32 protein-coding genes and 1 pseudogene are annotated in these 24,755 nt (G+C 63.3%); 16 read left to right on the top strand and 17 right to left on the bottom strand.

The features are described from left to right. Nucleotides 1-84: 84 nt before the first annotated feature. The 7 genes from MSTE_RS23835 to MSTE_RS23805 are packed head-to-tail and all read left to right on the top strand — an operon-like array spanning nucleotide 85 to nucleotide 6,563. Complete coding sequence (locus MSTE_RS23835) at nucleotides 85-1,242, top strand: LuxE/PaaK family acyltransferase (protein ID WP_096504938.1); 1,158 nt, start codon at nucleotides 85-87, stop codon at nucleotides 1,240-1,242. After that, nucleotides 1,242-1,643: an iron-sulfur cluster assembly scaffold protein gene (locus tag MSTE_RS23830; RefSeq protein ID WP_096504936.1), complete on the top strand. Its 402-nt coding sequence runs from the start codon at nucleotides 1,242-1,244 to the stop codon at nucleotides 1,641-1,643. Before MSTE_RS23835 ends, MSTE_RS23830 begins: the two co-directional genes overlap by 1 nt. Next, the gene (locus MSTE_RS23825; RefSeq protein ID WP_096504934.1) at nucleotides 1,618-2,808 is read left to right on the top strand and encodes a cysteine desulfurase family protein; all 1,191 of its coding nucleotides are present in this window, start codon (nucleotides 1,618-1,620) and stop codon (nucleotides 2,806-2,808) included. The genes MSTE_RS23830 and MSTE_RS23825 overlap by 26 nt, the downstream gene beginning before the upstream one ends. Beyond that, complete coding sequence (locus MSTE_RS23820; RefSeq protein WP_096504932.1) at nucleotides 2,805-3,911, top strand: ABC transporter permease; 1,107 nt, start codon at nucleotides 2,805-2,807, stop codon at nucleotides 3,909-3,911. The genes MSTE_RS23825 and MSTE_RS23820 overlap by 4 nt, the downstream gene beginning before the upstream one ends. A 5-nt stretch (nucleotides 3,912-3,916) precedes the next feature. After that, nucleotides 3,917-4,603 (top strand): ABC transporter ATP-binding protein, encoded by a 687-nt coding sequence (locus tag MSTE_RS23815; RefSeq protein WP_096506331.1) that lies wholly within the window; start codon nucleotides 3,917-3,919, stop codon nucleotides 4,601-4,603. Continuing rightward, a complete protein-coding gene (locus tag MSTE_RS23810; protein WP_096504930.1) occupies nucleotides 4,600-4,905 on the top strand; it encodes an acyl carrier protein in 306 nt (101 codons plus the stop codon). The genes MSTE_RS23815 and MSTE_RS23810 overlap by 4 nt, the downstream gene beginning before the upstream one ends. Before the next feature lie 23 nt (nucleotides 4,906-4,928). Next, nucleotides 4,929-6,563 carry an AMP-binding protein gene (locus MSTE_RS23805; RefSeq protein ID WP_096504928.1) on the top strand — a complete coding sequence of 545 codons (1,635 nt, stop codon included), beginning with the start codon at nucleotides 4,929-4,931 and terminating at the stop codon, nucleotides 6,561-6,563. Here the strand turns inward: MSTE_RS23805 and MSTE_RS23800 are convergent. After that, nucleotides 6,560-7,453 carry an amidohydrolase family protein gene (locus tag MSTE_RS23800; protein WP_096504926.1) on the bottom strand — a complete coding sequence of 298 codons (894 nt, stop codon included), beginning with the start codon at nucleotides 7,451-7,453 and terminating at the stop codon, nucleotides 6,560-6,562. The genes MSTE_RS23805 and MSTE_RS23800 overlap by 4 nt on opposite strands. A 142-nt stretch (nucleotides 7,454-7,595) precedes the next feature. Here MSTE_RS23800 and MSTE_RS23795 point away from each other — a divergent pair, with 142 nt between their 5' ends. Together MSTE_RS23795 and MSTE_RS23790 are read left to right on the top strand one after the other, a co-directional pair. After that, the gene (locus tag MSTE_RS23795; RefSeq protein ID WP_096506329.1) at nucleotides 7,596-8,309 is read left to right on the top strand and encodes a DUF1326 domain-containing protein; all 714 of its coding nucleotides are present in this window, start codon (nucleotides 7,596-7,598) and stop codon (nucleotides 8,307-8,309) included. Nucleotides 8,310-8,423: 114 nt separating this feature from the next. Continuing rightward, a pseudogene (locus MSTE_RS23790) lies at nucleotides 8,424-9,130 on the top strand (SDR family NAD(P)-dependent oxidoreductase). Nucleotides 9,131-9,212: 82 nt separating this feature from the next. On the opposite strand, the gene MSTE_RS23785 reads toward MSTE_RS23790, so the two are convergent. Together MSTE_RS23785 and MSTE_RS23780 are read right to left on the bottom strand one after the other, a co-directional pair. Further along, a complete protein-coding gene (locus MSTE_RS23785; RefSeq protein ID WP_096504924.1) occupies nucleotides 9,213-9,497 on the bottom strand; it encodes a hypothetical protein in 285 nt (94 codons plus the stop codon). A 225-nt stretch (nucleotides 9,498-9,722) separates the two neighbouring features. Next, complete coding sequence (locus MSTE_RS23780) at nucleotides 9,723-10,037, bottom strand: hypothetical protein (protein ID WP_096506327.1); 315 nt, start codon at nucleotides 10,035-10,037, stop codon at nucleotides 9,723-9,725. Between the two features lie 135 nt (nucleotides 10,038-10,172). On the opposite strand from MSTE_RS23780, the gene MSTE_RS23775 reads away from it, so the two are divergent. Further along, nucleotides 10,173-10,793 (top strand): CGNR zinc finger domain-containing protein, encoded by a 621-nt coding sequence (locus tag MSTE_RS23775; protein ID WP_096504922.1) that lies wholly within the window; start codon nucleotides 10,173-10,175, stop codon nucleotides 10,791-10,793. Here MSTE_RS23775 and MSTE_RS23770 read toward each other — a convergent pair. After that, complete coding sequence (locus MSTE_RS23770) at nucleotides 10,790-11,449, bottom strand: DedA family protein (RefSeq protein WP_096504920.1); 660 nt, start codon at nucleotides 11,447-11,449, stop codon at nucleotides 10,790-10,792. The two genes, MSTE_RS23775 and MSTE_RS23770, sit on opposite strands and share 4 nt — an antisense overlap. Before the next feature lie 155 nt (nucleotides 11,450-11,604). On the opposite strand from MSTE_RS23770, the gene MSTE_RS23765 reads away from it, so the two are divergent. Both MSTE_RS23765 and MSTE_RS25360 read left to right on the top strand, forming a co-directional pair. Then, complete coding sequence (locus tag MSTE_RS23765) at nucleotides 11,605-12,480, top strand: endonuclease/exonuclease/phosphatase family protein (RefSeq protein ID WP_197704792.1); 876 nt, start codon at nucleotides 11,605-11,607, stop codon at nucleotides 12,478-12,480. Next, complete coding sequence (locus MSTE_RS25360; protein ID WP_231896950.1) at nucleotides 12,477-12,641, top strand: hypothetical protein; 165 nt, start codon at nucleotides 12,477-12,479, stop codon at nucleotides 12,639-12,641. The genes MSTE_RS23765 and MSTE_RS25360 overlap by 4 nt, the downstream gene beginning before the upstream one ends. Before the next feature lie 3 nt (nucleotides 12,642-12,644). On the opposite strand, the gene MSTE_RS23760 is transcribed toward MSTE_RS25360, so the two are convergent. The 3 genes from MSTE_RS23760 to MSTE_RS23750 are packed head-to-tail and all read right to left on the bottom strand — an operon-like array spanning nucleotide 12,645 to nucleotide 14,726. Further along, on the bottom strand, nucleotides 12,645-13,073 hold the full coding sequence (locus MSTE_RS23760; RefSeq protein WP_096506325.1) for a hypothetical protein: 429 nt from the start codon (nucleotides 13,071-13,073) through the stop codon (nucleotides 12,645-12,647). A gap of 26 nt (nucleotides 13,074-13,099) precedes the next feature. Continuing rightward, nucleotides 13,100-13,732: a phosphoribosyltransferase gene (locus MSTE_RS23755; protein ID WP_162291512.1), complete on the bottom strand. Its 633-nt coding sequence runs from the start codon at nucleotides 13,730-13,732 to the stop codon at nucleotides 13,100-13,102. Further along, the gene (locus tag MSTE_RS23750) at nucleotides 13,722-14,726 is read right to left on the bottom strand and encodes a LysR family transcriptional regulator (protein WP_096504916.1); all 1,005 of its coding nucleotides are present in this window, start codon (nucleotides 14,724-14,726) and stop codon (nucleotides 13,722-13,724) included. The genes MSTE_RS23755 and MSTE_RS23750 overlap by 11 nt, the downstream gene beginning before the upstream one ends. 184 nt (nucleotides 14,727-14,910) lie before the next feature. Between MSTE_RS23750 and MSTE_RS23745 the strand changes: the two genes are divergently transcribed. Then, nucleotides 14,911-15,648, top strand: a complete 738-nt coding sequence (locus MSTE_RS23745) for an SDR family oxidoreductase (RefSeq protein WP_096504914.1) — start codon at nucleotides 14,911-14,913, stop codon at nucleotides 15,646-15,648. Here MSTE_RS23745 and MSTE_RS23740 read toward each other — a convergent pair. The 5 genes from MSTE_RS23740 to MSTE_RS23720 form a co-directional block, all read right to left on the bottom strand. Beyond that, nucleotides 15,623-16,051 carry a hypothetical protein gene (locus tag MSTE_RS23740; RefSeq protein ID WP_096504912.1) on the bottom strand — a complete coding sequence of 143 codons (429 nt, stop codon included), beginning with the start codon at nucleotides 16,049-16,051 and terminating at the stop codon, nucleotides 15,623-15,625. The genes MSTE_RS23745 and MSTE_RS23740 overlap by 26 nt on opposite strands. Next, nucleotides 16,048-16,980: a metallophosphoesterase family protein gene (locus MSTE_RS23735; RefSeq protein WP_096504910.1), complete on the bottom strand. Its 933-nt coding sequence runs from the start codon at nucleotides 16,978-16,980 to the stop codon at nucleotides 16,048-16,050. Before MSTE_RS23735 ends, MSTE_RS23740 begins: the two co-directional genes overlap by 4 nt. Continuing rightward, entirely contained in the window at nucleotides 16,977-17,276 is a 300-nt protein-coding gene (locus MSTE_RS23730; RefSeq protein WP_408645931.1) for a cupredoxin domain-containing protein, read from the bottom strand. Before MSTE_RS23730 ends, MSTE_RS23735 begins: the two co-directional genes overlap by 4 nt. Nucleotides 17,277-17,504: 228 nt before the next feature. Further along, nucleotides 17,505-18,200 (bottom strand): Rieske (2Fe-2S) protein, encoded by a 696-nt coding sequence (locus tag MSTE_RS23725; protein ID WP_096504906.1) that lies wholly within the window; start codon nucleotides 18,198-18,200, stop codon nucleotides 17,505-17,507. Beyond that, a complete protein-coding gene (locus MSTE_RS23720; protein WP_162291511.1) occupies nucleotides 18,197-18,751 on the bottom strand; it encodes an RNA polymerase sigma factor in 555 nt (184 codons plus the stop codon). The genes MSTE_RS23725 and MSTE_RS23720 overlap by 4 nt, the downstream gene beginning before the upstream one ends. Nucleotides 18,752-18,873: 122 nt before the next feature. Here MSTE_RS23720 and MSTE_RS23715 point away from each other — a divergent pair, with 122 nt between their 5' ends. Both MSTE_RS23715 and MSTE_RS23710 read left to right on the top strand, forming a co-directional pair. Continuing rightward, nucleotides 18,874-20,073, top strand: a complete 1,200-nt coding sequence (locus MSTE_RS23715) for a CaiB/BaiF CoA transferase family protein (protein ID WP_096504902.1) — start codon at nucleotides 18,874-18,876, stop codon at nucleotides 20,071-20,073. Further along, on the top strand, nucleotides 20,070-20,972 hold the full coding sequence (locus tag MSTE_RS23710; RefSeq protein WP_096504900.1) for a hydroxymethylglutaryl-CoA lyase: 903 nt from the start codon (nucleotides 20,070-20,072) through the stop codon (nucleotides 20,970-20,972). Before MSTE_RS23715 ends, MSTE_RS23710 begins: the two co-directional genes overlap by 4 nt. Here the strand turns inward: MSTE_RS23710 and MSTE_RS23705 are convergent. Next, a complete protein-coding gene (locus MSTE_RS23705; protein WP_057967542.1) occupies nucleotides 20,969-21,259 on the bottom strand; it encodes a YiaA/YiaB family inner membrane protein in 291 nt (96 codons plus the stop codon). The genes MSTE_RS23710 and MSTE_RS23705 overlap by 4 nt on opposite strands. 237 nt (nucleotides 21,260-21,496) lie before the next feature. Here MSTE_RS23705 and MSTE_RS23700 point away from each other — a divergent pair, with 237 nt between their 5' ends. Beyond that, nucleotides 21,497-22,051 carry an SRPBCC family protein gene (locus MSTE_RS23700; RefSeq protein ID WP_096504898.1) on the top strand — a complete coding sequence of 185 codons (555 nt, stop codon included), beginning with the start codon at nucleotides 21,497-21,499 and terminating at the stop codon, nucleotides 22,049-22,051. Here MSTE_RS23700 and MSTE_RS23695 read toward each other — a convergent pair. The 4 genes from MSTE_RS23695 to MSTE_RS23680 form a co-directional block, all read right to left on the bottom strand. After that, complete coding sequence (locus MSTE_RS23695) at nucleotides 22,041-22,661, bottom strand: TetR/AcrR family transcriptional regulator (protein ID WP_030097483.1); 621 nt, start codon at nucleotides 22,659-22,661, stop codon at nucleotides 22,041-22,043. The two genes, MSTE_RS23700 and MSTE_RS23695, sit on opposite strands and share 11 nt — an antisense overlap. Nucleotides 22,662-22,731: 70 nt before the next feature. Beyond that, the gene (locus tag MSTE_RS23690) at nucleotides 22,732-23,313 is read right to left on the bottom strand and encodes a TetR/AcrR family transcriptional regulator (RefSeq protein ID WP_096504896.1); all 582 of its coding nucleotides are present in this window, start codon (nucleotides 23,311-23,313) and stop codon (nucleotides 22,732-22,734) included. Continuing rightward, nucleotides 23,310-24,257, bottom strand: a complete 948-nt coding sequence (locus MSTE_RS23685) for an oxygenase MpaB family protein (RefSeq protein WP_096506323.1) — start codon at nucleotides 24,255-24,257, stop codon at nucleotides 23,310-23,312. Before MSTE_RS23685 ends, MSTE_RS23690 begins: the two co-directional genes overlap by 4 nt. Before the next feature lie 61 nt (nucleotides 24,258-24,318). Then, nucleotides 24,319-24,747, bottom strand: a complete 429-nt coding sequence (locus tag MSTE_RS23680) for a tautomerase family protein (RefSeq protein WP_096504894.1) — start codon at nucleotides 24,745-24,747, stop codon at nucleotides 24,319-24,321. Between the last annotated feature and the right edge of the window lie 8 nt (nucleotides 24,748-24,755).

Raw genomic sequence — 24,755 nt, 5'->3', positions numbered from 1 at the left:
AGACTCTGCGGGAACTTTTCCTCACGATGATTCGACCACTCCACCGGTGCCCTGTGTGGGCTAGGCAGTCAAAGGAGACGTGCAGTGGAATTGGTCACCATGCTCGGGATGCCGGGGGAAGCCCTTCGGGTGGCGCGGGACGACTGGCGCGCGTCGCTCACCGGCGTGGTGCGTCAGGCCTTCGCGCTGCACTTCGAACGCAATGGGTTCTACCGTGCCCAGTGCGACGCCGCCGGACTCACTCCGAGTGACATCCGCGACTGGGCCGACTTGCAGCGCATCCCTCTGCTTCCCGTCAGCATGTTCAAGCAGGCCGGCGCGCATGTGCTCATGACCTGCGGTCTTGAGGATGTCGAGATCGAGATTCGTTCCACCGGCACAAGCGGTGTGCCATCGGTGGCGCGGCGCGATTCGACGACGGTGACCCGGGCGTCGGTCGGAATCTTCGGTGGATACCGGGACTTCTTCGGTATCTCCCAGGGCGCGGGGCTGTTCCTGTGCCCGTCCACCGCCGAGGTGCCCGAGATGGGAATGGTCAAGATCTTCAACCTTCTCACCGGCATGCTCGATGACCATCGCTACATCGTGCGTGAGTACTCCTTCGACCCCGAGGAGGCGCTGGCGCAGCTGCGGAGCTGGGAGGGCCGGATGACCCGGCACCTGATCGGTCCTCCGTTCATCATCGCCAGATTCCTGAAGTATTTGGAGCTGGAGGACATTCCGCTCACCCTCGACCCCGACTCACTGATCATCATGCTGGGCGGCTGGAAGCAATACACCGGAAACTCGATCAGCCGGGACGACTTCAACGACAAGGCGCACCGCGTGCTGGGCATCGACCGCACCCGCATCCGCGACATGTACGGCATGATCGAGTCCAACATGCTCGCCATCGAGTGCGAGCATCAACGTAAACATGTGCCGCCGTGGTGCTACATCTCGATCCGGGACGTCACCGACGCGTCCGTCGAGCTTGGACCCGGGAAGACCGGCGGAATAGCGATTCTTGACGCGCTGAACACCGCGTACCCCGGCTTCCTGCTCTCGGACGATGTCGGCGAGGTAGACGAGGGTGACTGCCCCTGCGGCCGTACCGGCCAGACCGTGAAGTTCCGGCGGCGGCGCCAGGGTGCTGAATTGGGCTGCTGCGCAGTAAGTATCGAAAAGTACATCGACTCACGGGAAGTCGTTTCCGAGTGCGAGTTGGTGTCGGCGGGGGCGGTTCAAGGGGTGGACGCCTAGTGCCCCGGTTCAGTCCGACGGTGGTCGATCACTTCACCAACCCGCGCAACTCGGGTCGCCTTGCGCAACCTGATGTTTCGGCGTTCATCGGCAACCCGGTGTGCGGGGACCAGATCCTGCTGACTGCGCAGGTGCAGGGCGAGGCCGTGAGTCAGGTCGGCTTCGAGGCCTACGGATGCTCGGCTTCCCTGGCAGTCGCGTCCATCCTCACCGAGCGGCTCACCGGCATGCCGGTGGAAACGATCGCGGCGATCGAAGCGGGCCATGTTGCGGAATGGGCGGGGGGCCTCTCGCCGGAACAGCAGCACGTCGCCGCCCTGGGCGCCGATGTCGCACAACGTCTAGCCAACAACTACCGCAACGGAATTCACGAAGATGTCAGCACCCTCCCCGGTACTTAGCCCACCCGCGCAGATAGCGTCGGCAGAGATCTACTTGGACTACGCGGCCACCGCACCCCTGCATCCGCGTGCCGCACAGGCGATATTGAGCGGGCACCGGCTGGTCGGGAATCCGTCGAGCCGACACAGCGCTGGACGGGACGCCGCCGACGCCCTCATCGATGCCCGCCGGACCGTCGCTCAGCTGTTCGGTGCCGATGCCGAGGAGGTGGTGCTGACCTCCGGCGGAAGCGAGGCGAACACTCTGGCATTGTGGGGAACCTTTGCGGCCGTGGGATTTAAAGGCCACCTGGTGACCTCATCGATCGAGCACCCGGCCGTGCTGGCGAATGCTCATGCATTGCGGGACCTGGGTGTGGAGGTGACCTTCGTCGATCCCGCGTCGACCGGACACGTGGATGCGGCGGACGTGGCTCGTGCGCTGCGCCGCGAGACGCGGCTGGTCTCGGTGATGCACGCGAACAACGAGACTGGCGCCATCCAACCCGTACGGGAGATCGCCGAGATCGCCGCACGGTCGGGTGCGGCGTTCCACATGGACGCCGTGCACACTGCGGGCAAGCTTGATCTGGCAAGCGTTGGTGCCACGATGATCTCGGTTTCCGCGCACAAGTTCGGCGGCCCGCGGGGAATGGGTGCGCTACTGGTACGCGGTGGACATCACTTGTTGCCGGTCATGCGGGGGGGACCGCAGGAGAACCGGCTGCGCGCGGGTACCGAAAACGTGCCCGGTGCGCTGGGCATGGCCGCCGCGGCCGACGTGTGTCTGCGCTCGGTATCGATGGGCTATCGATTGGGCATGCGGGACCGGCGCGAGCGACTGGTGGACGGGCTAGGCGCGGTGGGCGGTGTGCATCTCAACGTGGCAGAGCCAGTGCTGGAGGAGACAATCAGCGTGCGCTTTGATGGAATTCGCGCCGACACCCTCGCCGATGATCTCGATATGCACGGCATCTATGTATCCACCGGATCGGCCTGCCATGCTGGAGAAGACTCGGTTTCTCATGTGCTGCAGGCGATGCGGCTAACCGAGGACCAGGCGAGGGCGACGGTGCGGTTCTCGATGGGGCCGGACGTGTCACCGGATGATGTCGACAGGGTCGTCGCGGTCACTACCCGGGCCGTACAGAGGTTGCGCGCCATGGCCGGCGGGATGATCCGATGATCGTCGCCGTCAAGAACCTTGTCGCAGAACGCGCCCGATTTGTCCTTTCAGTGATCGGGGTCGCCGTCGCGGTAATCCTGGTGTTGGTGATGTCGGGCATTTTCGTGGGCACCACGAATCAGGTCACCACCTACATAGACCACTCCAAGGGGGCGGTGTGGGTTGTCCAGCCCGGCGTCTCCCAGATGTTCCGTGCGGTGTCGTGGTTGCCCGCCGACGGCAAGGACCGGCTGTTGAAGGTCCCCGGTGTGCAGTCGGCCGACCCGATTCTCGGGCTCCCATCGGATTTCGTTCACAACGGCGGGCATACCGCCTACTTCGTCGTCGGATACGACACGGCCACCGGTGTGGGGGGCCCGTGGTCATTGTCGGAGGGGCGCAACGTGGCGGGACCAGGTGAGGTCGTGCTCGATCGCGTCCTCGCCAAGAAGAACAAGATCCACGTCGGCGACACGGTGCAGCTCGTGGACGGTGACTTCACGGTCGTGGGGTTGTCGAACCAAACGGCCGCCGTGGGCAACTTCTATGCGTTCATCTCCCTGCCCGATGCAACGCGTCTACTGCGCGCGGGAAATCGTGTGTCCTACTTCCTGGTTCAACCGGCCGAGGGGTTCAGTTCCGAGCAGGTCGCGGATTCGGTCCGTAAGTCGGCGCCCGGAATGGACGCACTCACCTCCGACACGTTCGCCGAGAACAGCCGGGCGATTGTGATCTCGATGATCGGACGACCATTGAAGACGATGATCGGGATCGCCGCGCTGGTCGGGGTGGCACTGGTGGGGCTGACCGTGCTCGCGGTGACCACCGAGCAGATGAGTGATTTCGGAGTGCTACGCGCGCTGGGTGTTCGTCCGGCGCAGCTGTGCCGCACTGTGATTACTCAGGCTGCCTTGATCGCCGGACTCGGATATGTGCTGGGCGCGGGTGTCACCTACGGGGTGCAGTTCCTGGTGAAAGACCGGCTCGGGGACGTCACAGTGCAGGTCACTCCCACCATGCTCGCCGCGATGGCGGCGGCCACGGGCGTCATGGCGATCATCGGATCACTGATTCCCGTTCGGCGGGTCTCACGGATCGACCCGGCTCAGGCCTTCCGGAGGTGAATTCGATGAATCCTGTGCTGCAACTTGAGAATGTGGAACACCAGTACGGCACCGGGGACGCGGCGGTGCGCGCCCTGCGGGGGCTGGATCTGACAGTCAAACCGCACGAGGTGGTTCTGGTAGTCGGCCCCTCCGGCGGAGGCAAGACCACTGCACTTCTTGTCATGGGACTGTTGCTAACCCCGGGTTCGGGGCACGTCCGGATCGACGGACAGAACGTTGGCGAGCTCGGTGAACGGGAACGTGCACGAATCCGCCTGGAGCGCTTGGGCTTCCTATTTCAGGAATACAACCTGCTCAACGCGTTGACGAGCGCTGAGAACGTGGCGTTGCCGCTACGTTATGCCGGGGTCAAGAAGGACACCGCGATGACGCGGGCTAGGGAACTGCTGACCGAGCTGGGATTGGGGCACCGGACCGGCCATCGCCCACCGGCGCTCTCGGGCGGAGAAAAGCAACGCGTCGCCGCCGCACGAGCCCTGGTGGCACGCCCAGGCCTGGTCCTGGCCGACGAGCCCACCGCGAACCTGGATTCGGCTACCGGGAAGAAGGTGGCCGAACAACTCGCGGATGCCGCCAGGACTCAAGGCGCGGCCGTGGTGATCGTCACGCACGATCTGCGCCTCACGGGGATCGCTGATCGGGTGCTGCACCTTGAGGACGGTGTGTTGCTGGAGAAAGAGGAAAAATGACCGAAACCGTTGCGCTCCCCGATGATATGGAAGTCATCGGTGCGCTTCGAGATGCCTTGACCCGGCTGCTTCCCCCGGAGGATCTGGCACAGGTCGACCTTGAGGCGGTTGATGTCGACTCGCCGCTACTGGCCTTGCCCGTCGACTCCGTGGTGCTGATGGCGTTGATGAACGAACTGGAGGATAGGTTCTCGGTCTTCATTCCCGAAGAAGAAGCCTTCGCGTTCACGGTGGTGGGCGATATCGGAGTGCTTATCCGTCAGCGTCTTAGCGATAAGGCGAAACATCGCGAACAGGCATGAGTGACATAGCAATTAGTCGGCATATGAAGGCTAATGCTCCGGCCCTGGCCTCCGGCGCGATCGATTACGCCGCGCTGCTGCGCTCGGAGTTGGAGCAGAACGACTTCTACGACTCGCGCCGCCATCTGTATACCCTTGCGGCGGTAGACCTGGTTAATGCCACGAGGATTCGTGCTGCGGCGCTGGCTGCACGGGGTCTTCGTCGTGGCGACCGGGTGGCAATGATTGCGGTGAGCGACGAGGAGTACCTGACCGCGCTGCTGGCAGTGCTCTTGCTGGGCGCGGTACCGTGCGGGATAGCACCGCCGCCGACGCCTTCGCGACCGGAATCTGCGGGGGTCGCGCATCTGAGTGCGGCGCTGGGCGTGTTGAACCCGGCCATGGTGATCACACAGCCGCGGGTAGAGGTGGCGATCACGCACCCGGTAGTCGTGATGTATGACGAGCTGACCGACGCTGAACCGATTGACTGGAAGCGTTGCTCGCGTGCCGATCCCGGCGATATCCACCACATCCAGCTCACTTCCGGATCCACGTCGGCCCCTAAGGCAGTGTTGTTGACGCACGGCAATGTGGTGCACAACGCCAGTGCGATCGCTTATGGCACAAGGGCATTACGCGGGCGGGATCGAGTGTTCAGTTGGCTGCCGCTCTACCATGACATGGGATTCATCCAGGTGCTGGCCGCGCTACTCTACGGCCTGCGGGTCGGAGTGATGACCCCGATGGGGTTTTTGCGGGATCCGGTGTCCTGGTTACGCCACATGTCCCAGCATGGGTCCACGCATACCGCAGGACCTCCATTCGCGTATCGGGCGGTAGCGGAGGCGATCTCGCGTGGTGGTGCGGTGGTAGACGTGGACTTGTCGTCACTGCGTCACGCCTACGTCGGCGCCGAGCCTATCGCGTTCTCGGTGCTGCGCGAGGTTACCGAAAGTTTTGCGCCGCTGGGGATGCGGACAGATGTATTGGTGCCGTGCTACGGCATGGCCGAGACGGTGCTGGCGACAACCGTTGCGCTGCAAGCCTGTATTCCCGACGCGCGGTCCTTCGGCAGGGTGCGAGTTGGCCATGGTCCGGATGACGGCGAGCTCGTGGTCTCCTGCGGAAAGGTTGTTGATGGCCTGGAGCTTCGGATCGTCACCCCGGGCGGTGCGACCGCGCCCGATGGTGCGGTCGGCGATATTCAGGTGAGGGGGCCATCGGTGATGGCGGGCTACCTCACAGCAGACGGTGGAGTGGCCACGCCTGTGGGTGGCTGGCATGACACCGGCGACCGAGGCTTTCTCACCGATGGTGAACTGTTCGTGGTGGGCCGACACAAGGAGATGCTGATCGTGCGCGGCCGCAATTTCCCGCCCTATGACATCGAGCGGGAGATCGACAATATGTCCGGCTCCGGTGCGGTATCTGTCGTCTTCTCCTTGCGCGACGAACAGCGGGCCCGTGAGTCGGTGATCGCCGTCGTCGGAACCCGCGCGACAGCCGACGAGTATGAGGAACTTCGCACGCGCATCGCCGGCGGTGTACGTGCCGCCTTCGGGTTCTCCCTCGATGAGGTGATTGTGGTGCCGGCGCGAACCATTCCCCGGACCACGAGTGGAAAACGTCAGCGATTCATGGTGCGGGAGGCCTACCGGGCGGGTTCGCTCGTCTAGCCGTCAATGCGGAAAAGCGCGGCGCTATTGCGGTAGAGCACATCGCGCATCCAGCTGTCGTCGACTCCGGGCAACGCCTGCAGCGCGGTGACCGCCTCGGCATATCCGTAGGGGATGTTCGGGAAGTCGCTGCCGAAGAAGATCTTATGACCGAGCTCGATGAGTCGCGGGTAGGCGGATTCCGGAAACGGCGCCTTCTCGTTGGAGAACGCAGTGAAGGCCATAGTGGTGTCGAGACGTACCTCGTCGTACCGCGCGGAGATATCGAGAAAGTCGGAGTACTCGGGCATACCCATATGCGCGATGATCAGGCGCAGCCGGGGGAACTGCCTGAGTAGCAACCGGATTGGCTCGGGCCCGGTGAACTCGCCCGGTGCTGGTCCGGAGCCGCAGTGGATGACCACTGGAACAGCGGCGTCCTCAAGAAGCCCCCACACGGGGAAGAGCAACGGATCGAGGGGAGAGAACGCCCCCACCTGGATGTGGACCTTGAAGACCTCGGCGCCCGCCTCGATTGCCTCGCGCACGTAGTCGACGGCGTCGGCTTCGGGAAAGAAGGTGGCGGTGTGCACGCAGTCCGGAGTCTGCGCCGCGAACTGAGCGGCCCACTGATTGAGCCAGGCGGCCATCTGTGGCTTGTGGGCATAGATCAACGAGGTGAACCGGAGCACGCCGAACTCTCGCAGCGTCTGTACTCGCTGGGACTCTTCGGTGCGGTAGGTGATCGGCCAGGGGCGCCCGATGAGAGGCCCCGCGGAGTCGAAGTACGCCCACACCTTGTCCATGACGGGCTTGGGCATGAAGTGGGTGTGCACGTCCACGATCCCCGGGACACCCAGCTCCTGCCAGATCTTTCTGACGGGTCTGGGGTCGAAGGCTGATTCGGGCATACGCCTATCTATATCAATCGATGTGTCTCGCCTTGCAACGGCTCCGAAATATACCCCCTAGGGGTACTTGCCAAGGTGCGCCGGCCGCTGCTACGTTCGGGAGGTTATATACCCCTATGGGGTATAGAAAGGAATGGACGAAATGTCGGCGACGGATACCTACGACTGGAATCTCAAGGGCGATTGGTTCGACGTGTGCAGCTGCAAGCTGCCCTGCCCGTGCAGCTTTGCGCAGGAGCCCACACACGGGGACTGCCTGTTCACCTTGGTGTGGCATGTCAGCGAAGGCCATTGGAGTGACGTCGAGTTGAGCAATCTGGGCGTGGTTGCCCAGGGCGAGTTCAAGGGGAACATGTGGATAGGCGACCCGGACGCGACCATGAAGCTGATGTTCTACATCGACGAGTCGGCGGATGCCCGCCAGCGCATCGCCCTCGAGCGGATCTTCACCGGTAATGAGGGTGGCTGGCCCGCGGAGTTCGCGAGCCTCATCGAGGAACTGCGTGGCATCGAGTACGTCCCGATCAACTTCGACAAAGCCGATGATCTCGCGAGCTGGGGTGCGGAGATCCCCGGCAAGGTGGATCTACGTGTCGAGGCTTTGACTGGCCCGACCGCCGACCCGAGTCGTCGGGTTACCACCGCGAACGCACCGGGAGCGGAAGTCGGGCCCGGTCAGATCGCGACCTGGGGCGTGGTCAAGAAGGACCACTCGGTCGGGTTTGAGTGGTCACATGAGCATCGCGGTGAGTCGAGCAAGCTTTTCCCGTTCGATTGGCGTCCTGACGGCAAGGTTGAGGTTGTCTCGGAGGAGTTGGCGTCGGCTCAGCAGGGTGGATGCTGCTGTTCGGACTGAGCAGTGTGGAACCGGAAACGCCCTCGGCCTCAATCCGGGGGTGTTTCCGGTTGTCACGGCCGCCCATTGCCCGTTCGGGAATGAACTCGGGTGCGGCGCGACTTCAATGAATACGTGAACATCGACCTGACCGGTAAGACAGCGCTAGTAACGGGCTCCGCACAGGGCATCGGCCTGGAGATTGTTAGGCAGCTCGCGGCCAGTGGCGCGCGCGCCGTGGTCAACGGCCGGTCCCAGGAACGCGTCGACGCGGCTATCGCGGAGGTCGGGCTTCAGAACGGCAGCGTGATCGGTGTTGCCGCCGACGTCTCGACCGCAGAGGGTGTCGAGTTGCTTCGTGCGCAACTCCCCGAGGTCGACATCCTTGTCAACAACTTGGGCATCTTCGGTGCGGCGCCGGCCCGCGAGATCACCGATGAACAGTGGCGGAACTATTTCGAGGTGAATGTGCTGTCCGCCGTGCGCCTTATCCGCGAGTACTTGCCGGGAATGATCGACACCGGATGGGGCCGCATCATTCAGATCGCCAGTGACTCGGCGATTGTCATCCCGCAGGAGATGATCCACTACGGGGTCTCCAAAACCGCGCTGCTGGGAGTCACCCGAGGATTCGCGAAGGATGCGGCGGGGTCAGGCGTCACCGTCAACTCGGTCATCGCCGGGCCCACGCACACCGCGGGTGTGGAAGATTTCGTCTATCAGCTCGTCGACAAGTCACTGCCTTGGGACGAGGCGCAGCGTGAAGTTCACCGCTGGCCTCCGCCACGACAGGTGCTGCGGTTCGCGCCGATGGCGGGTACGTGGACTCGATCTTGCCCTAGCCCCGTCGGGCTTAGCGCCGAACAACACAAAGGGCCGCTTCCGGATGTTATTCCGGAAGCGGCCCTTAGTGTTTCGGATGGGCTAGTTGATGCCGCCGATGTACTGGCCACTGGCGGGAGGGGTGTACCGCATCTGTGGGCCGGAGTTGTTCATCGTGTACTGGCCGGTGCCCAGCCGAGCGTGGTCGCGGTTGTTGCCCCCTGAGCCGTTGTTGCCGGCGCCGGCGACCAGAGCGGAGGTGGGAGCCGTTGCCAATTCGATGGCGGCGAAGGTGGGCACCAGGATCGCGAGACCGATGCCGGCCGCGGCGACAACGCGTCGAGCGTTAGTGGAGATTGCCTGCGAGGTGGCGGTGATGGCGGTCATTTTCTCTGTGCTCCAATGCTTTTGACGATCTGCTTGCGATGTTTCTAATAACGTGAGCGCTATCCGCTGCAATCCGCCATCGCCTGTGATAAGTCAGTCAGTCAGGACCGGAATAATCTCGATCACCGGCCTGTTCGATTAAGCAAGACAACCGAATACGCCAAACGCGGACTCCCACGGCCATACGACCGGGGGCGGTCCGCGTTTAGCGTTTGAAGCGTGACTTCAGTTGTGGATGGGGCACGAGATGTCCACGTACACCGTGGAGAAAGCGGTGGCGCCGCGCAGTCCTTCGACACCGGTCACCACACACTCAGACAGTGGCGTGTCTGCGATGCCGTTCAACTGAACGGTGTAACCCTGCGCCTGTAGCTGATTCACGGTGTCGGCGGCAGACGACCCGCCTCCGGCGGATGCAGAGGCCTGTGCAGTGAATGCGAATGAGGCCACGGTCATCGCTGTGAGTGCGGCCAGCGCCGCCATGAACGAAACTGCCGATCGGATGGCCGACCGAGTGAATGAGGTGATCTGGGTGTTCATGGTGGTTCCTTCCACCGTCGGAAAGTCCTAACGTTTAGAGGAACCTCTAGACATTAGACGGTATTTCCTCTGCACTGTTAGATAGGCCACATGGTTACAAGTGGCACCATCCATTAGTAGGGATAAGGTCGTGGCGTGGAAACGAGCACGTCGGGCACTATCGCCGCCATCTTGGGTGAACCACTCCCGGTCGAGCTGATGAATACCGTCCGCGGTGGGCGCGGCGATGTGCGGGATGCTCTGGAGGGCGATGAGCCTGTGCACGCATGGCTCGAGGCGATGGCGGATCGGATACTGGTCGAATCGGGGGCACACACCATTGCCTTCTCGCTGGAGGACGCCCAGTTCATCGCCGACGATCTGCGGGCTCTGCGTGACGCACTACGGTGTCTGGCCGCAGAGGTCACCGCAGATCCGAGACCGCCGACATCCGGCATGACGCACACCCAGGCCGTCGCCACGATCAATACGCTCGCTCGTGCCCGAGCGGAGCTTGTGTGGCCGGCGAACGGAGAACCCAGCAGGGCGGCGACGGCCCGCGGATCGCAAGCGCGGTTGACGGTCGGTCTGATCGCGCGTCAGGCAATCGACTTCTTCGGTGGCCCGGAACGTCACCGGCTGCGGGCCTGCCTGGCGTCGCACTGCGTGCTCTACTTCGTCAAGGAACATCCCCGTCGGGAATGGTGCACCCCGAAATGCGGCAACCGCGCGCGGGTGAAGCGGCATTACGACCGCCAAACCGCGACGGGTGCCTAGCCGTTATCGGTGACTGCGCGCCGCTTCTCCAGGTACACCTTGGCCGCCGTGGCGGCGGCTGGAAGCGTCGACAAGATGGCGATCACCAGGATGAAGATGTCCAGATGCTCGCCGACGAAGGCGACGTTACCCAGAAAGTAGCCGACCGTCGTCAACCCGACACCCCATGCTGCGCTGCCAATAGCGTTGTACAGCAGGAATATTGGATAACGCATGCCGGACATGCCGGCGATTACCGGAGTGAAGGTGCGGACCACGCCGATGAACTGGGCGACGAGCAGTGTCTTGGGTCCGTGTCTGTCGAAGAACTCTCGCGAGGCGGTCAGATACCGCTGTTTGAAGAAACGTGCGTCTTCCTTCTTGAACAATGCCGGGCCCAGCCGGCGTCCGATGACGTACCCGCATTGACTTCCCAGCAGGGCCGCTAATGCCGCGTATGGCGCCAGCACCTGGATCGAGACAGGGGAATTCGGCTGAGCGGCAATCAGCCCCGCGGAGAACAACAGCGTGTCACCGGGCAGGAAGGGAAACAGTAGGCCAGTTTCGATGAAGACGATGACCATGACACCGGCCAAGACGGCGCCGCCGAATAGTCCGCCATCGCCCAGCCAATACATCGGATCCATGACGTCCGAGGGCGCCAGACCCATGTCCATGGCTGGAAGTTAGCCACGGAACATGGCTGGACAGGAAACAACACGAGAACCCCACCTGGCGTGCTCGCGGTTGGTGGGCGCTCCGGTGTGACGGATGAGTGGCAACCGGGTGAATACTCTCGACGTTCGACGGTTCGCGGAATACCTTGGCGATCATGGTCCGCACCACGTTCAGCGTCGCGACGTTCAACATGTACAACCTGCAGGACGCAGACACTCCGCTCTACGCCACGACAAAGCCATGGACTCTCGAGGAGTTCAAGCGCAAAACCGAATGGGCGGCATGGCAACTGGGCACTCTCGGCGCCGATGTCGTCGGGCTGCAGGAAGTCTGGAGCAAAAGTGCCCTGGAGGCGGTCCTTGCGGTAGATCCGCAGGGCCTGACCGACGAGTACGACGTCCTGGCCACTCCGGCGGTAGGAACCTCGATCACCTGCGCCGCGTTGGTGCGCAAGGGTCTCCTCACTGGAAAGCCCAAGTGGATAACCGACTTCCCCAAGGCGGTGCGGCTCGAATCCCGGGACGACCCGGCCGACCCGCAGGCACCCGTCATCGACGTCTCGATCAAGAGCTTCTCCCGGCCGGTCTTGAACTTTCAGGTTCAGCTACGCGACGACGAACCGGCCACGGAAGTCTTTGTGGTGCACCTCAAGTCCAAGCTGCCCACGCAGATCAGCAAGGAGGCCTGGTACAAGAAGTCCTCGGCGACGTATCGGCCACATCAACAAGCGCTGGGCGACGGGATCTCAACCATCCGCCGAACGGCCGAGGCGGTGGCCGTGCGGGTGCTGCTCAACGGCGTCATGCGCGACACGGAGACTCCGGTCGTCGTGCTGGGCGATATCAATGACGGCAAAGAGAGCAACACTGCGAACATCCTGACGAGCCAGCCCCGGTATCTCGTCGGAGACTCTCAAGGGGGAGTGATTTTGGTCTTTATTCGGCGCAGACGTTGCAGGAGTACCGGGACACCCGCGACGTGTATTACACCCACGTGCATCAAGATCTGCGGGAGTCTCTCGACCACGTGATGGTGAGCGAGCAGTTCTATGACCACAGCCGTAAACGGGTGTGGCTCTTCGAAGGGCTGCTGATCAACAACGATCATCTCAACTTCGAGAATCACCGGGAGACCGGTACCGGGGACCACGGCATCGTCAGGGTGAGCTTCAAACACGACCCCGTGAAGTGACAGTCAGGACGCGCTGAGGACACTTCGGTCGGCAAGTGGGGTCGCCAGTGGCACGGTAAGGCTGCCTTGAACGGCGATCAGGATGCAGGCCTTGCCCACGGCTTCCGGCGGCGTACCACCGCGCAACGCGATCTCGACGGCGTCAGCGGTCTCGCGGACGGTGGCGTGCACGCCGTGGCATTGCGGGGTGCCGCTGGTGAAGTGCACGATCACTGCACTGTCGTCGGCGGAGCGACTCCACGTGTCGAATGTCATCGGACGGCTGTCCAGGATTCGTGCGTCGTCCTCAAACACCACAGATGAAGCGGTGGGCGGGATCTCCGTCGGCGTAGTGGCCGAGGTATCGGCTGCCGCCCGTGGCGTATCGAGCCCATGGTCGCCACAGCCCACCATGAGGAATAGGGGCAGGACTGCCGTCACAACCAGGCGCATGCCACCACGGTATGCGTCCGACCGCACTATTTGGTGATCGGCGGCGAGAGCAGGGCGCGGACCTCGTCATCGGAGACCTGGCGAAAGTCCTCGTACGCATCCCCCACTGCCTGGAACACGGACGGACAAGACGCAACCACGAAATCGTCCACCAAGGAACTGAATCGGTGGAACGCCGATCGCGGTGCAACAGGAACGGCCGCCACCACCCGGGCAGGCGATGTTCGCCTGATCGCGAGCAGTGCGACCCGCATCGTGGCGCCGGTGGCAATGCCGTCGTCGACCAGGATGACGGTCTTGTCGTCGATTTCGATGTCGCGATGTCTCAGATACAGCTGTTCGCGCCGGGCAAGCTCACGACGCTCGTTGGCGGTGACATCGCGGAGCTGTTCCCGGCTGATCCCCATGGTGCGCACAATGTCCGCGTCGACGACCACCTCTCCGCCGCTGGCGATGGCTCCCATCGCGTACTCCTCGTGTCCGGGTACGCCGAGCTTGCGAACGACCAGCACCTCTAGAGGGGCGTTCAGGGCTGCCGCGATCTCCCGCCCCACCGGTATTCCGCCGCGCGGCAACGCAAGCACCACCACATCCTGCTCCCGGTAGGGCGCAAGGATGCTTGCCAGCACGCGGCCCGCGTCCTGGCGATCACTGAACATCCGATGCGTGTGTGACATGGGAGGGACTCGGAATGCTTTTCCGGATCTCTCCATCTTCCAACTGCGTTCCCGCGCTGACAACACTCGCACCACGAGCGGCCTCGAAGATCCTGTTGCGGATCGTTGACACCGAGTGCGGGAGCCATACCGCCTGGACGGGAACCAATGGGGGATTGGCGATCTCGATCACCTTTACCTTGCCGTGGTAGACGGCGCCCGGCTCGTCGGTGACGAACGCGCAGTGATCGGGGTGGGCAAGCACGGCCGTGTACGGCGGAGTGCCCTGCACCGGATTGACCAGCAGTTGGGGTTCGAAACCGCTTCGGCGGCAATGTGAAACCAGCAAGTCCGTGTAGAACGAGTGGCGGGGCGGAGCCCACACCACGATGGGGTGCTCGGCGATCTCGGTGATGTCGATGCGATCGTGGGCGGCAAGGGTGTGAGACCGCACGACGGCGATACGCAATGGCTGGTACAGCAGGGTGTCGGTGGCCAGATCGGCGGGCATATCCACCCCGCGCCGTAGCGCTAAGTCGAGTGAGCCGTCCAGAAGGCCATCACCCATGGTGCTCGGGAAGACCTGTCGGATGGTGATCGACACCGTGGGATCCGCGATGACCATCGGCTCGACGATCCGGTAGACCTCTTCACTGGAGATCGCCGGAGAGTGTCCGATGACAAAGGCCCGCTGGGGATTCGAGCGGTTTCGTGTCGCGTTGGCCAGTACTCGTATTCCGGCCAGAAGCGGTTTTGCGCCGGTGTACAGCTCATGGCCGGCATCGGTCAGTTGCAGGCTGCGTTGCGCGCGCGAGAAGAGTGCGACGCCGAGGTCGCGCTCCAGCTGGCGTATCGCCGACGACAGCGCCTGTTGCGTGATGAACAGCTCGGCTGCTGCGGCCGCGAGCGTCGGGGCTTCCGCGGCCACGACGAACTGAAACAATCGCCGGGAATCCAGCACATTGGCCAGCGAACTACCCTCTGCTGTCGCGCTCATCTGCAATGACAACTCCTAGTTGTGCTTATACAAGAATAATGTGGCTTCACCTTGTGCTACCTAAACCTACGATTTGTGTGGAGTTGTGGGCAATCGTGGAGCCCACTCGCAATGACAAGGTCACAACGTACTAAAGGGAGATAATCGAGTCACGGATCATTCACTAAAGGGCAAGACTGTTCTTATAGCCGGTGGCGGCAAGAATTTAGGTGGCCTCATTGCCCGGGACCTGGTAGCCAACGGCGCAGGTGCGGTCGCGATCCATTACAACAGCCCGTCGAGCAAGGATGCCGAGGATGAGACGGTCGCTGCCCTCCAAGCGGCCGGAGCGAAGGCAGTGGCATTCCAGGGAGACCTGACCACCGGAGATGCGGTAAGCAAACTGTTCGCGGATACCGTTGAAGCGATCGGGCGTCCCGACATCGGGATCAACACCGTCGGCAAGGTCATCAAGAAGCCGTTCACCGAGATCACCGAGGAGGAGTACGACTCGGCGAGCGCAGTGAACGCCAAATCCGCATTCCTGTTCCTCAAGGAGGCCGGGAAGCATGTCAACGACAACGGCAAGATCGTCACGCTGGTGACATCGCTGCTGGGTGCGTACACCCCGTTCTACGCGGCGTACGCGGGGACCAAGGCGCCCGTCGAGCACTTCACCCGCGCAGCTTCGAAGGAATTCGGGGAGCGCGGCATTTCGGTGACCGCCGTGGGACCGGGCCCGATGGACACCCCGTTCTTCTACCCGGCGGAGGGCGAAGACGCGGTGGCGTACCACAAGACGGCCGCTGCACTCTCGCCGTTCTCGAAGACCGGACTGACCGATATCGATGACATCGCTCCGTTCATCCGGTTCCTCGTCAGCGACGGATGGTGGATCACCGGGCAGACCATCCTGATCAACGGTGGCTACACCACGAAGTAGTCACCGGTGCGATGGTGACCCTCGGGGTTGCCACAGCTGGCCGCCGCACGTACTTGGCGAGTAGAACACCCGCCAGGACGACGGCGGCCAGCTCTGTGAGCACGCTGATCACCGCATACGGTGCCGGATCCCAACCACGTTCGGAGAACCCGAAGAGGCCGATGGTGCGGGACAGCGCGAATGCCACGAGCGCTCCGGCCGAACCCAGACCCGCCGTCGCGATCATCCAGTCCGGCGCGCCCACCGTGATCAGTGCGGCCAATGCGATGAATGCGCTGGCCTGCACCAGGAAAGCAGGCCCTATTTCTGGAATGTGTTGATAACCATGCATATACAAGTGAGCATGGACGGACCCGCTGATGGCCAGCGCCGCTGCCAGGGCAAGACGGCAGATGATGTTCATGTCAGCTTGTCTTCCTTGATCGCAAGGGCCTGGGCGCCTTTCACGTAGCTGACCTCCCGAATGCCGAGGATCTCGTGTAGCTGACCGGCCGGCAGCGTGACAGGTTTGGGAGCGGGACCGTCGCCCGGTTTGGGTAAGGGGTATGCCGTCGTAGTGCCGCTGTAGAAGGTGATGTTGCCCTCGGTCTTGGTGAACAATTGGTGCACGTGTCCGTTGAGGCACGTCACGGATGCGAATCGCTTCATGTAGCTCAGAGCTTGCGCGGAATCATCAGTACCCCAACCCCATTCGGGATACATGGCGAACAGCGGGATATGGCTGAATACGATGATCGGGGTGTCCGCCGACAACTGTTCGAGATCCTTGCGGATGAAGTCGAGCTGTTCGCCGCCCAAGTGTCCGAGCTTCTTCAGGTTGAGAGTGTTGACCAGTCCTATTACGTGGACGCCCCCGATATCGAAGCTGTACCACCCGTCGCCACGGGTGCCGCCGCCGAACACGCCACGGTATCTCTGGCCTGCATCGTCAACCGAATCATGTTCTCCTGGAACGGTAAAAACGTGCGGTGTGTCGATACCGGACATCATCTGCTTGACCTGATCGAACTGTTCGTCGGTGGCCAGATGTGTGAGATCGCCGGTGTGGATGACGAAATCCGGGGTGTAGTCCAGGCTGTTGATCTGGCTGATCGCATGGTCAAAGGAGTCGACGACATGGGTGTTGGCACTGCCCGTGAACCCGATGTGACTGTCGCTGATCTGCGCGAACCGCAGCGTCGGGCGCGCGCTGCTGATCGGAGCGGTAGAACCGGCCACGTGCGAAACAACCTCTCCGCCGGACACTGTCAATGCGACCGCAGCGCCGAACCACGCGGTGTGCCGGATCAGCTGGCGCCGGCTCATGCTCTGCGGATCCCGTTCGTCGGTCATTGCACTACCACCGTGGCCTTCATGAAGGGGTGGATGCCGCACACGTACCGGTAAGTACCCGGCATGGTGAATTGATACGAGAAAGTCCCCTTGGAGTCCATCCCCGGAGACCGGAAGGCACCGTCTTCGGACACCACGTTGTGCGGTTCCTCGTCCTTGTTGGTCCAGGTGACGATGGTGCCCGCGGGCACCGTCAAGGTGGCGGGATCGAAGGCGAAGTCCTCGATGTCGACGGCGGGCCCGGCGGGCGCGGGTGCCGTTACAGTGCTGCCGCGCGGCGCCATGGTGCCGGGCATGTTGTGCCCAGACATCCCGGGAGCACCGGTGGCATCGGAAGCGACCGTGATTGACAGCGGTGCATCGGATCTTTCGTCGCCGCCGCACGCTGCTAGTGGAATCGCTGCTGCCGCAACCAGTGCGGCGCAACACCGTCGAGACATCTGCATGTGGGCCCCTTTCCATGGAGGAGTCCGCCGTGGGTCGCGGACCACCGCACAGAGATAGCGGCGGGGGTTACAGCCGGATCAGACCGGGCGGTCGGGCGCGAACACCTCGATATGACCGTCGGCCTCGCGCACCTCCAATGTGGGCAGCGGCTTTGGGGCGATGGGGAGTTGGTGGGTGAGGACCCGCCCATCGGTAGCGAATGACGTGGTGTGGCAAGGGCATTGCAATCGGTCATGTGCCCCGTCGAACCAGAGTTTGCACCCCTGATGGGTGCAGACGCCCGATACCGCCTCGATCTGACCGCCCACCCGGCGCACGAATCCGTTGACGAATCCGAGGTCGAACGGATGCACGCCGCCTTCGGGGACCGCGCTGCTGGCGGCCACGCGCTGCCAACTCCCGGTGTTGGGGACGATCTCGTCCGAGGTTTGCGGAGGGTTGACCTCGGGCCTCTGGTTGATCAGACGGTCCGTGGTGACGGCCACCGCAGCGGCGGCCGCGGCCGCCGAGGTGCTGACGAGGACCGTTCGGCGGGTAGGAGCTTGCCATCGCTTTTGCTCGGCGGGCGCCGGGGTTTCGCCCATCTGCTCGGCCAGGCGACCCTGCAGGCTCGCGAGGAACTCCTGGCTTGGAGCGTCATCACCAGGACGGCTCGCGCGCAATTCGATTGCGGTCCGGATCTGTGCCGCCTCGAAGTCGTCGGGCCGAAATGGCTTGGGCCGGCGACCCCGGAGCAGGTCGTCGATGTAGTGGCGCAGCCCGCGCGGATTCATGAGAGATCCTGTTCGTTGATCTGGGCGGCCAGGCGCAGTGCCCGGTGTTGCAGCACTTTGGCATTGGCGACGGTGACACCCATCGTGGCGGCGGACTCCTTGATCGAACAGCTCTGCAGGAATCGCAGTTCCAGAATTCGACGATAGTTGGCCGGCAGTGCGTCCAACACGGCCTTCGCATGTTGCGGTGCGGTGCTGATGGACTCTTCGGCCTCGGGCGGACGATCGGCGATGTCCTGCATATCGGGGATTGTGGTGATCTCACGGCCCAGCGTCTCGCGCCAATGCGCGGCGAGCACTGTGCGAGCGACCGTTCGTAGGTAGGCCCGCACCTCGGCCTTCGTCACGGTGAGCCGCAGCGGGCGCAGCGCGGCCAAGAACACCTCGGCCGTCAGGTCCTCGGCATCCGGTTTATTACCCACCCGGGCGTAGATGGTGCGGTACACCCAGACGGCGTTGTCCTGATACACGGACTGCCAGTCCGCGTAGTGGTCGCCACCCGTTGGAACGGCCCGCAGGCCGCGCCGGGCGGTGGGATCACGTTGCGTCATCACCGTCGGATGTCCCGTCCCCAAAGCGTTCTTCCCGGGCAGGCGGATGTCTGCCCCTGAAGAAGTAGTGCCAGTGGTTACACGATGCTGACGGTCATGTGGTTCGGGGTAGCGTCACTGGGATGACGGGTGCTCTTGACGGGATCCGGGTGCTGGAGCTGGGCACCCTGATCGCCGGGCCTTTCGCAGGGCGGTTACTCGGGGATATGGGTGCCGAGGTGCTCAAAATCGAGCCGCCCGGTGCGCCGGATCCGTTGCGGACGTGGGGGCAGGCCGAGGTCGATGGGCACCATGTGTTCTGGACGGTGCACGCACGCAACAAGAAGGCCATCACCCTGGATCTGCGGACGGGGTCCGGACGCGCACTGTTCCTCGATCTCGTCGAGAAGTCGGATGTGATCGTCGAGAACTTCCGGCCCGGCACCCTCGAGAAGTGGGGCCTTGGCTACGACGTCCTGGCCGAACGCAACAAGGGCATCGTCTTGGTTCGTGTTTCCGGATACGGGCAGACCGGTCCGGACGCACATAAGGCCGGATACGCCTCGGTGGCCGAGGCCGCCAGTGGGTTGCGGCACCTCAACGGTTTCCCGGGCGGCCCGCCGCCCCGGATGGCACTCTCGATCGGTGACACCCTTGCCGGGATGTTCGCCGCCCAGGGTGCGCTGGCCGCGCTGTACCGGCGAACCGTCACCGGCCGCGGACAGATCGTCGATACGGCACTGACCGAGAGTTGTTTGGCAGTGCAAGAATCCACCATCCCTGATTACGACGTGGGTGGCGTGGTGCGTGGCCCGTCGGGAACCCGGCTGGAGGGCATTGCGCCGTCGAACATCTACCAGAGCGCGGACGGCAGCTGGGTGGTCATCGCTGCCAATCAAGACACCGTGTTCCGCAGGCTGTGCGAAGCGATGGATCAGCCGCAGTTGAGCTCTGATGAACGCTTTGTCGATCACGTTGCGCGGGGCCGCAATCAGGACGAACTCGACGCGATCATCGCCGAATGGGCGGCTGGGCGTCTACCCGCCGACATCATCGATGTGCTCAATGCTGCCGGTGTCATCGCAGGTCCCATCAACACCGTCGCCGATGTGGTGCAGGACCCGCAGCTCAAGGCGCGAGAGATGCTCGTTGAACATTTCGATGAACGGCTCGACCGTTCGGTGCTGGGTCCTGGGGTTGTCCCGGTGCTGTCCGAATCGCCGGGCGGTGTTCGCAACGCCGGCCCGGCCCGGCCCGGCCAGCACAACGAGGACGTCTTTGGGGGACTGCTGGGCAGGAGCGCCGCGGATATCGAGAAGTTGCGGGCGGAGGGGGTCGTATGAGTCTGCCCGCCCACGTCACCATCCGCGAGGTGCTGCTGCGGGACGGACTTCAGCTTGAGGCACCGATCCCGTTGGCGGACAAGCTGACACTGCTCGATGCGATAGCGGCGACAGGGGTGCGGGAGGTAGAGGCCACCGCATTCGTCTCACCCTCCAAGATGCCGGCGCTGGCCGATGCCGCCGAGTTGTCGGCGCAGCTGCATAACTACCCGGATATCGAGTTCTCTGCCCTCATCGCCAGCCCCAACGGCGCCAAGCGTGCCCTGGCGGCGGGACTCACCTCGCTGGAGTATGTGGTTTCGGCATCCGATGCACACAGTCGGGCCAACGTCGGCAGTAGCAGCGCCGAGGCCACCGCGCGCATCGAGGAAATCGTGGCGCTTGCCCGTGACGCCGATGCCACTGTGGAGGTGATAGTGGCCTGTTCATGGGACTGCCCCTTCGACGGACCCACCCCGGAACATCGGGTGCTCGACATCGTGCGCCGAGCCGCCGATTGGGGGGTGGACCGTTACGCCGTTGCCGACACCATTGGCACGACGACACCGCGTCGAGTCGCGAATCTCGTTGCGGCGGTGCGGCCCATCGTCGGTGATGCACCGCTGGGCGCGCATTTCCACAACACCCGTGGATCCGGTTTGGCCAGTGCGTACGCCGCTGTGCAATCCGGAGTGACGCGGCTGGACTCCTCGATAGGCGGACTCGGTGGCTGCCCGTTCGCGCCGGGCGCGACCGGCAACATCGCCACCGAGGATCTGGTGTATCTGCTGCGGGACAGCGGTATCGGCGTCGATGTGGACCTAGAAGCCGCGATCGCGGCCGCCCGGGTGGTGCAATCGGTCGTCGGGCACGAGGTCCCCAGCGCCTTGTTGCGTGCCGGTGATCGGGTGTTGAACTAGATCGCCGGTTTCAGCGGGTTGTGTTCGGCGTAGATCTGTTCGATGCGCGCCTCGTCGATGCGGTTGCGGACCTGCTGTGACTCGTGGGTGTCCCGGATGACCTTGGCCAGCCCGAAGCAACTGGTGACCAGAAACAGGGTGCACACCGCGAGGAACGCGCGGGGCCACGGCGATATCGGTAGGTAGACGATGCCGCCCAGCGTGGAGGCGAAGGCGACCGCGAAGGCGATTGCGGACTGCACGTAGTACGCCGTGGAGGCGCGGACGGTGGGCTCCGATGTGCTCATGAGACCACGGTCGCAGCCGAGGCCCGATAGGACATGAGTAGAGCTACCCGAATTGTCGAGGCAAGTTTGCGTGCGGGCCGCCGGTAGCGATACGGGGTTGGGCCACAAGAAATGGGTGCCTCAGACTGGCCTCGGTCACTAACTTGTGCGATTGCGCTTCTGTGGGTGCTGGTAGGAGGGCTAGCTTGCTAACTGACTCGCGAGTCAGTTAATGGCAACTCGTACTCAAGGAGGACCATGTCCACTCCGGTGCTGATCGGGATCATCGTGGGAGTGCTGGCCCTCGGGGGCTTGCTGGGGGCCGTGGTGCTCTTCGCCCTGGCCTCCGGCGACAGCGGGCCGCGACGCTTCGGGGTGACCATGCCGGACACCGACTTTTTCGACAAGGGGGCATCGTTCGCGGTCACCGCGCAGGTCACCGTGCCGGGGCCCGTCGATCGGGTGTGGACTCAGGTGTCCGAGGGCGGCTACCTGGAGACGATTCCCTTTGTGTCCGGTCCGGTGAGATCGGGTGATCAGGTGGTGACCCGCACTCCGCTGTTCGCGATCACCGAGAAGGTGGTCCACAGCGAAGAGGGCCTCAAGCTGGTCGCGATCGGGACCGGCGTTTCGGTTCCCTTGGTGATCAAGGCATTCGGTGAGCGTTGGGAGCTCGCCGCTGATGGAAACAAGGTATTGGTGCGCTGGACGGTGGCATTCACTCCGAAGTGGGTGGGATGGTTCCCGTTGCGCTGGACGGCGTTCGCGGTGCGCCCCTTCTTGCGCACGCTTTTGTTCCTGGCTATCCGTTAGCGGCGGCCCGCGACAGCGGGACGTCTCCGAGCACGATCCCGCTGAACATGGTCGCGATCGTATCGGCGACTTCTGTCATTGTCGTTGCGGGATCATCGGATTCGGCGATGATGCTGTTGGCGGTGACGAACATCGTCATGAGCATCCGGGCGGCCATATGGGTGTGCACACCGGCCTTCAGTTCATGACGGGCGGCGAGGGTCTCCATGAGTGTGACCAAGGGGGGCAGCACGATGGTCTCGTCGATGTGGCGGTAGGTCTCTTCGCCGAGGACCATCGGCGCTTGGCGCATGAGTTCCCGGTAGGTCCTGTCGTCGCGCGATCGGGACAGATACACCCATGCCGACGTGGCGGCGACCTGTGGGCCGTTGGCGCCGGGCTTGTCCAGGAGGCGGATCGCCGTGGTGACGGTATCGGCGGTCTCGGTCAGGCATTCGGTGAGCAGGGCGCTGAACATCGCCTGCTTATCGGAGAAGTGGTAGTAGAACGTGCCCTTGCTGACTTCGATGCTGCTGACGATGTCGTCGACGGTCACGCTGTTGTAGCCGGTCGTCGTGAAATGCCGGCGTGCGGAATCCAGAAGATCCGAACGAGTCTGTTCTGCGTACATCTGCCGCCGTGTCGCCATGCAGGCAGTTTAGTCAGATGCCGACTCGAGGTCGGTTTCTGAACGTGCTGTACTACCAGACCAGTCGAGCCAGATAGGTCTGTGCGTACCGCCGTACCGCGGCGGTATCGGTGATATCGAGTACGCCGGCGCGGTTGGTGAGCAGGGAACCCACCAGCCGCACAAGGATTTCCGACACCGCGAGCACCGCATCATCAGGCATTGTGGCGCCGCTGTGCCGCAGGCTGGACGCCACCAGCGCGCTGGCTCGCACGATGGCCTTCTCCCCGGAAGGGGTGTTCAGTCCGATGACGAGTTCCGGCTCGTTCTCGATGATGGTGCCCGCAAGCCGGCTCTCCGTGATGAGCCGCATGGCCAGCGTGAAGCATTCGACAATGGCGCCTTGAGCATCCTGGCCGTTGGCGGCGACGGCTAGCTGACCGAATATGCCCAGGCTCTCTGCCTCGATGAGGTGCTCGAACAGCGCTTCCTTGGTGGGGAAGCGGCGGTAGAGGGTGCGTCGGCTCACCCCGGCGCGACGTGCGATGGCGTCCATGTTGGCGCGGCGCATGCCGTGTCGCTCGAACTCAACGCGCGCGGCATCGAGTACGGCATCGGCGGGCGGGGCGCTGGTCACCCCCACGAGTGTGGTCATGCCGCCCGGTTGTACAGCGGGCGGGGGTCGACTCCTTCACGATTCCAGCCCTCGGATGCCCATGGCAGGTACAGCGCGCGCACCGGCAGCCTGTTGAACAGCGGGTTGAGTGCGCGCATGACCGCGGCGAAGCGCTGGAAGTTGCGTTCCTTCTTGTCACTCCACTCCAGTCGGCAGACCTGCTTCATCTGTGGCGGGAGCGTTCCGACGACGACAGTCCGGATGAAGGCGTTCAGTGGTGCCGACAGCAGACGCCACACCGGAGTGGGAATCTGCTTGGGTCCGGGCACGCCCTGGCGGATATAACCCGTCGCGTAGAGGATCGTCTTGGTCGGCACGAACCGGTCGAACATGCCCTCCATGTAGGTGACGAACTCGTCGTACGTCTGCGGCTGATTACGCGCACTGACCCCGTAAAGGCTGTACCAGACCTTGCTCTCCTCGAAGATCCGCACCTTCTCGGCGTAGGAGAGACGTCGGATGAAGGTGTCGGTGATGTACAAGACCTGATCGACGAAAGTCGCATGCGCCCAATAGAAGAGCTCGGGGTTGAGAGCGTGGTAACGCGAACCGTCGCTGATGGTTCCGGTGATCGGCTTGTGGAAATCGCGCACCATCCGCCCCCACTTCTGTGGGTCCGCGGAGTAGATGGTCTTCATGATGGGCGGCCCGGATCGGCGTGCGCGGCCAAGGGTGTCGGTGAAGATCACCGAATGATCCTCGACCGCCTTCCCCAGCTGCTCGATGCAGTTCTCGGTACCGGCGAGCCGTTGAAAGCCGAGTACGCCACGGATATCTCCGTAGAACTTCCACACCAGGGAGTCGGCGCCCAGCCGCGGGGTCTCCACGGAGTCGTCGGCAGGGTCTTCTAGGGGCATGGGGATTGCTTCCCGGAGCCCTTCGTCGAGGCTGACGGGACGAGTGATGGCGCTCTGATCGACCATGTGGCCCACGCTAGCTCAATGGCACAAAAGTGCGCAAGTGTGCCAAACCTTGGGTTTGGCCCTACTGGTCGAGAAGGAAGCCCAGCTTCTCTCGGTTCTGCTCAAACCAGGCGGCCTCGGCGCCCGCCTCGGGGAAAATGAGCCCGGCTTCCATGACTGTGGAGGCGTCCTGTTCGGAAATACCTAGGACGAGTTCCTCTTCCGACTGGCCCGTCAGCTCATGCCAGGCGGACGAGAGTTCACGGAGCAGTTGTTGACGTTGTTCCAGGGAACGCCCTGAACGGATGGTGCCCGCGATGAAGGTGGTGTCGCTTTCCGGTTTTCCCGCCAGATAGTGGTGGCCCGCCTGGTATTCGTTGAAGACCACGTGGACGAATACCGCCGGAGCGCCGGTGATTTCGCAGTGAATACGTGTGAATTCCTGGGCGATGGCCTGCCGCACCTCGTCGGTGAGGCTTTCCGCACGTGTTATGCACTGATAGAGAGGCATATCGCGTA

The organism is [Mycobacterium] stephanolepidis (genome assembly GCF_002356335.1).
Lineage (GTDB): Bacteria > Actinomycetota > Actinomycetes > Mycobacteriales > Mycobacteriaceae > Mycobacterium > Mycobacterium stephanolepidis.
The sequence above is the reverse complement of the archived record's forward strand: the minus strand, read 5'-3'. Positions and strand labels throughout refer to the sequence as shown.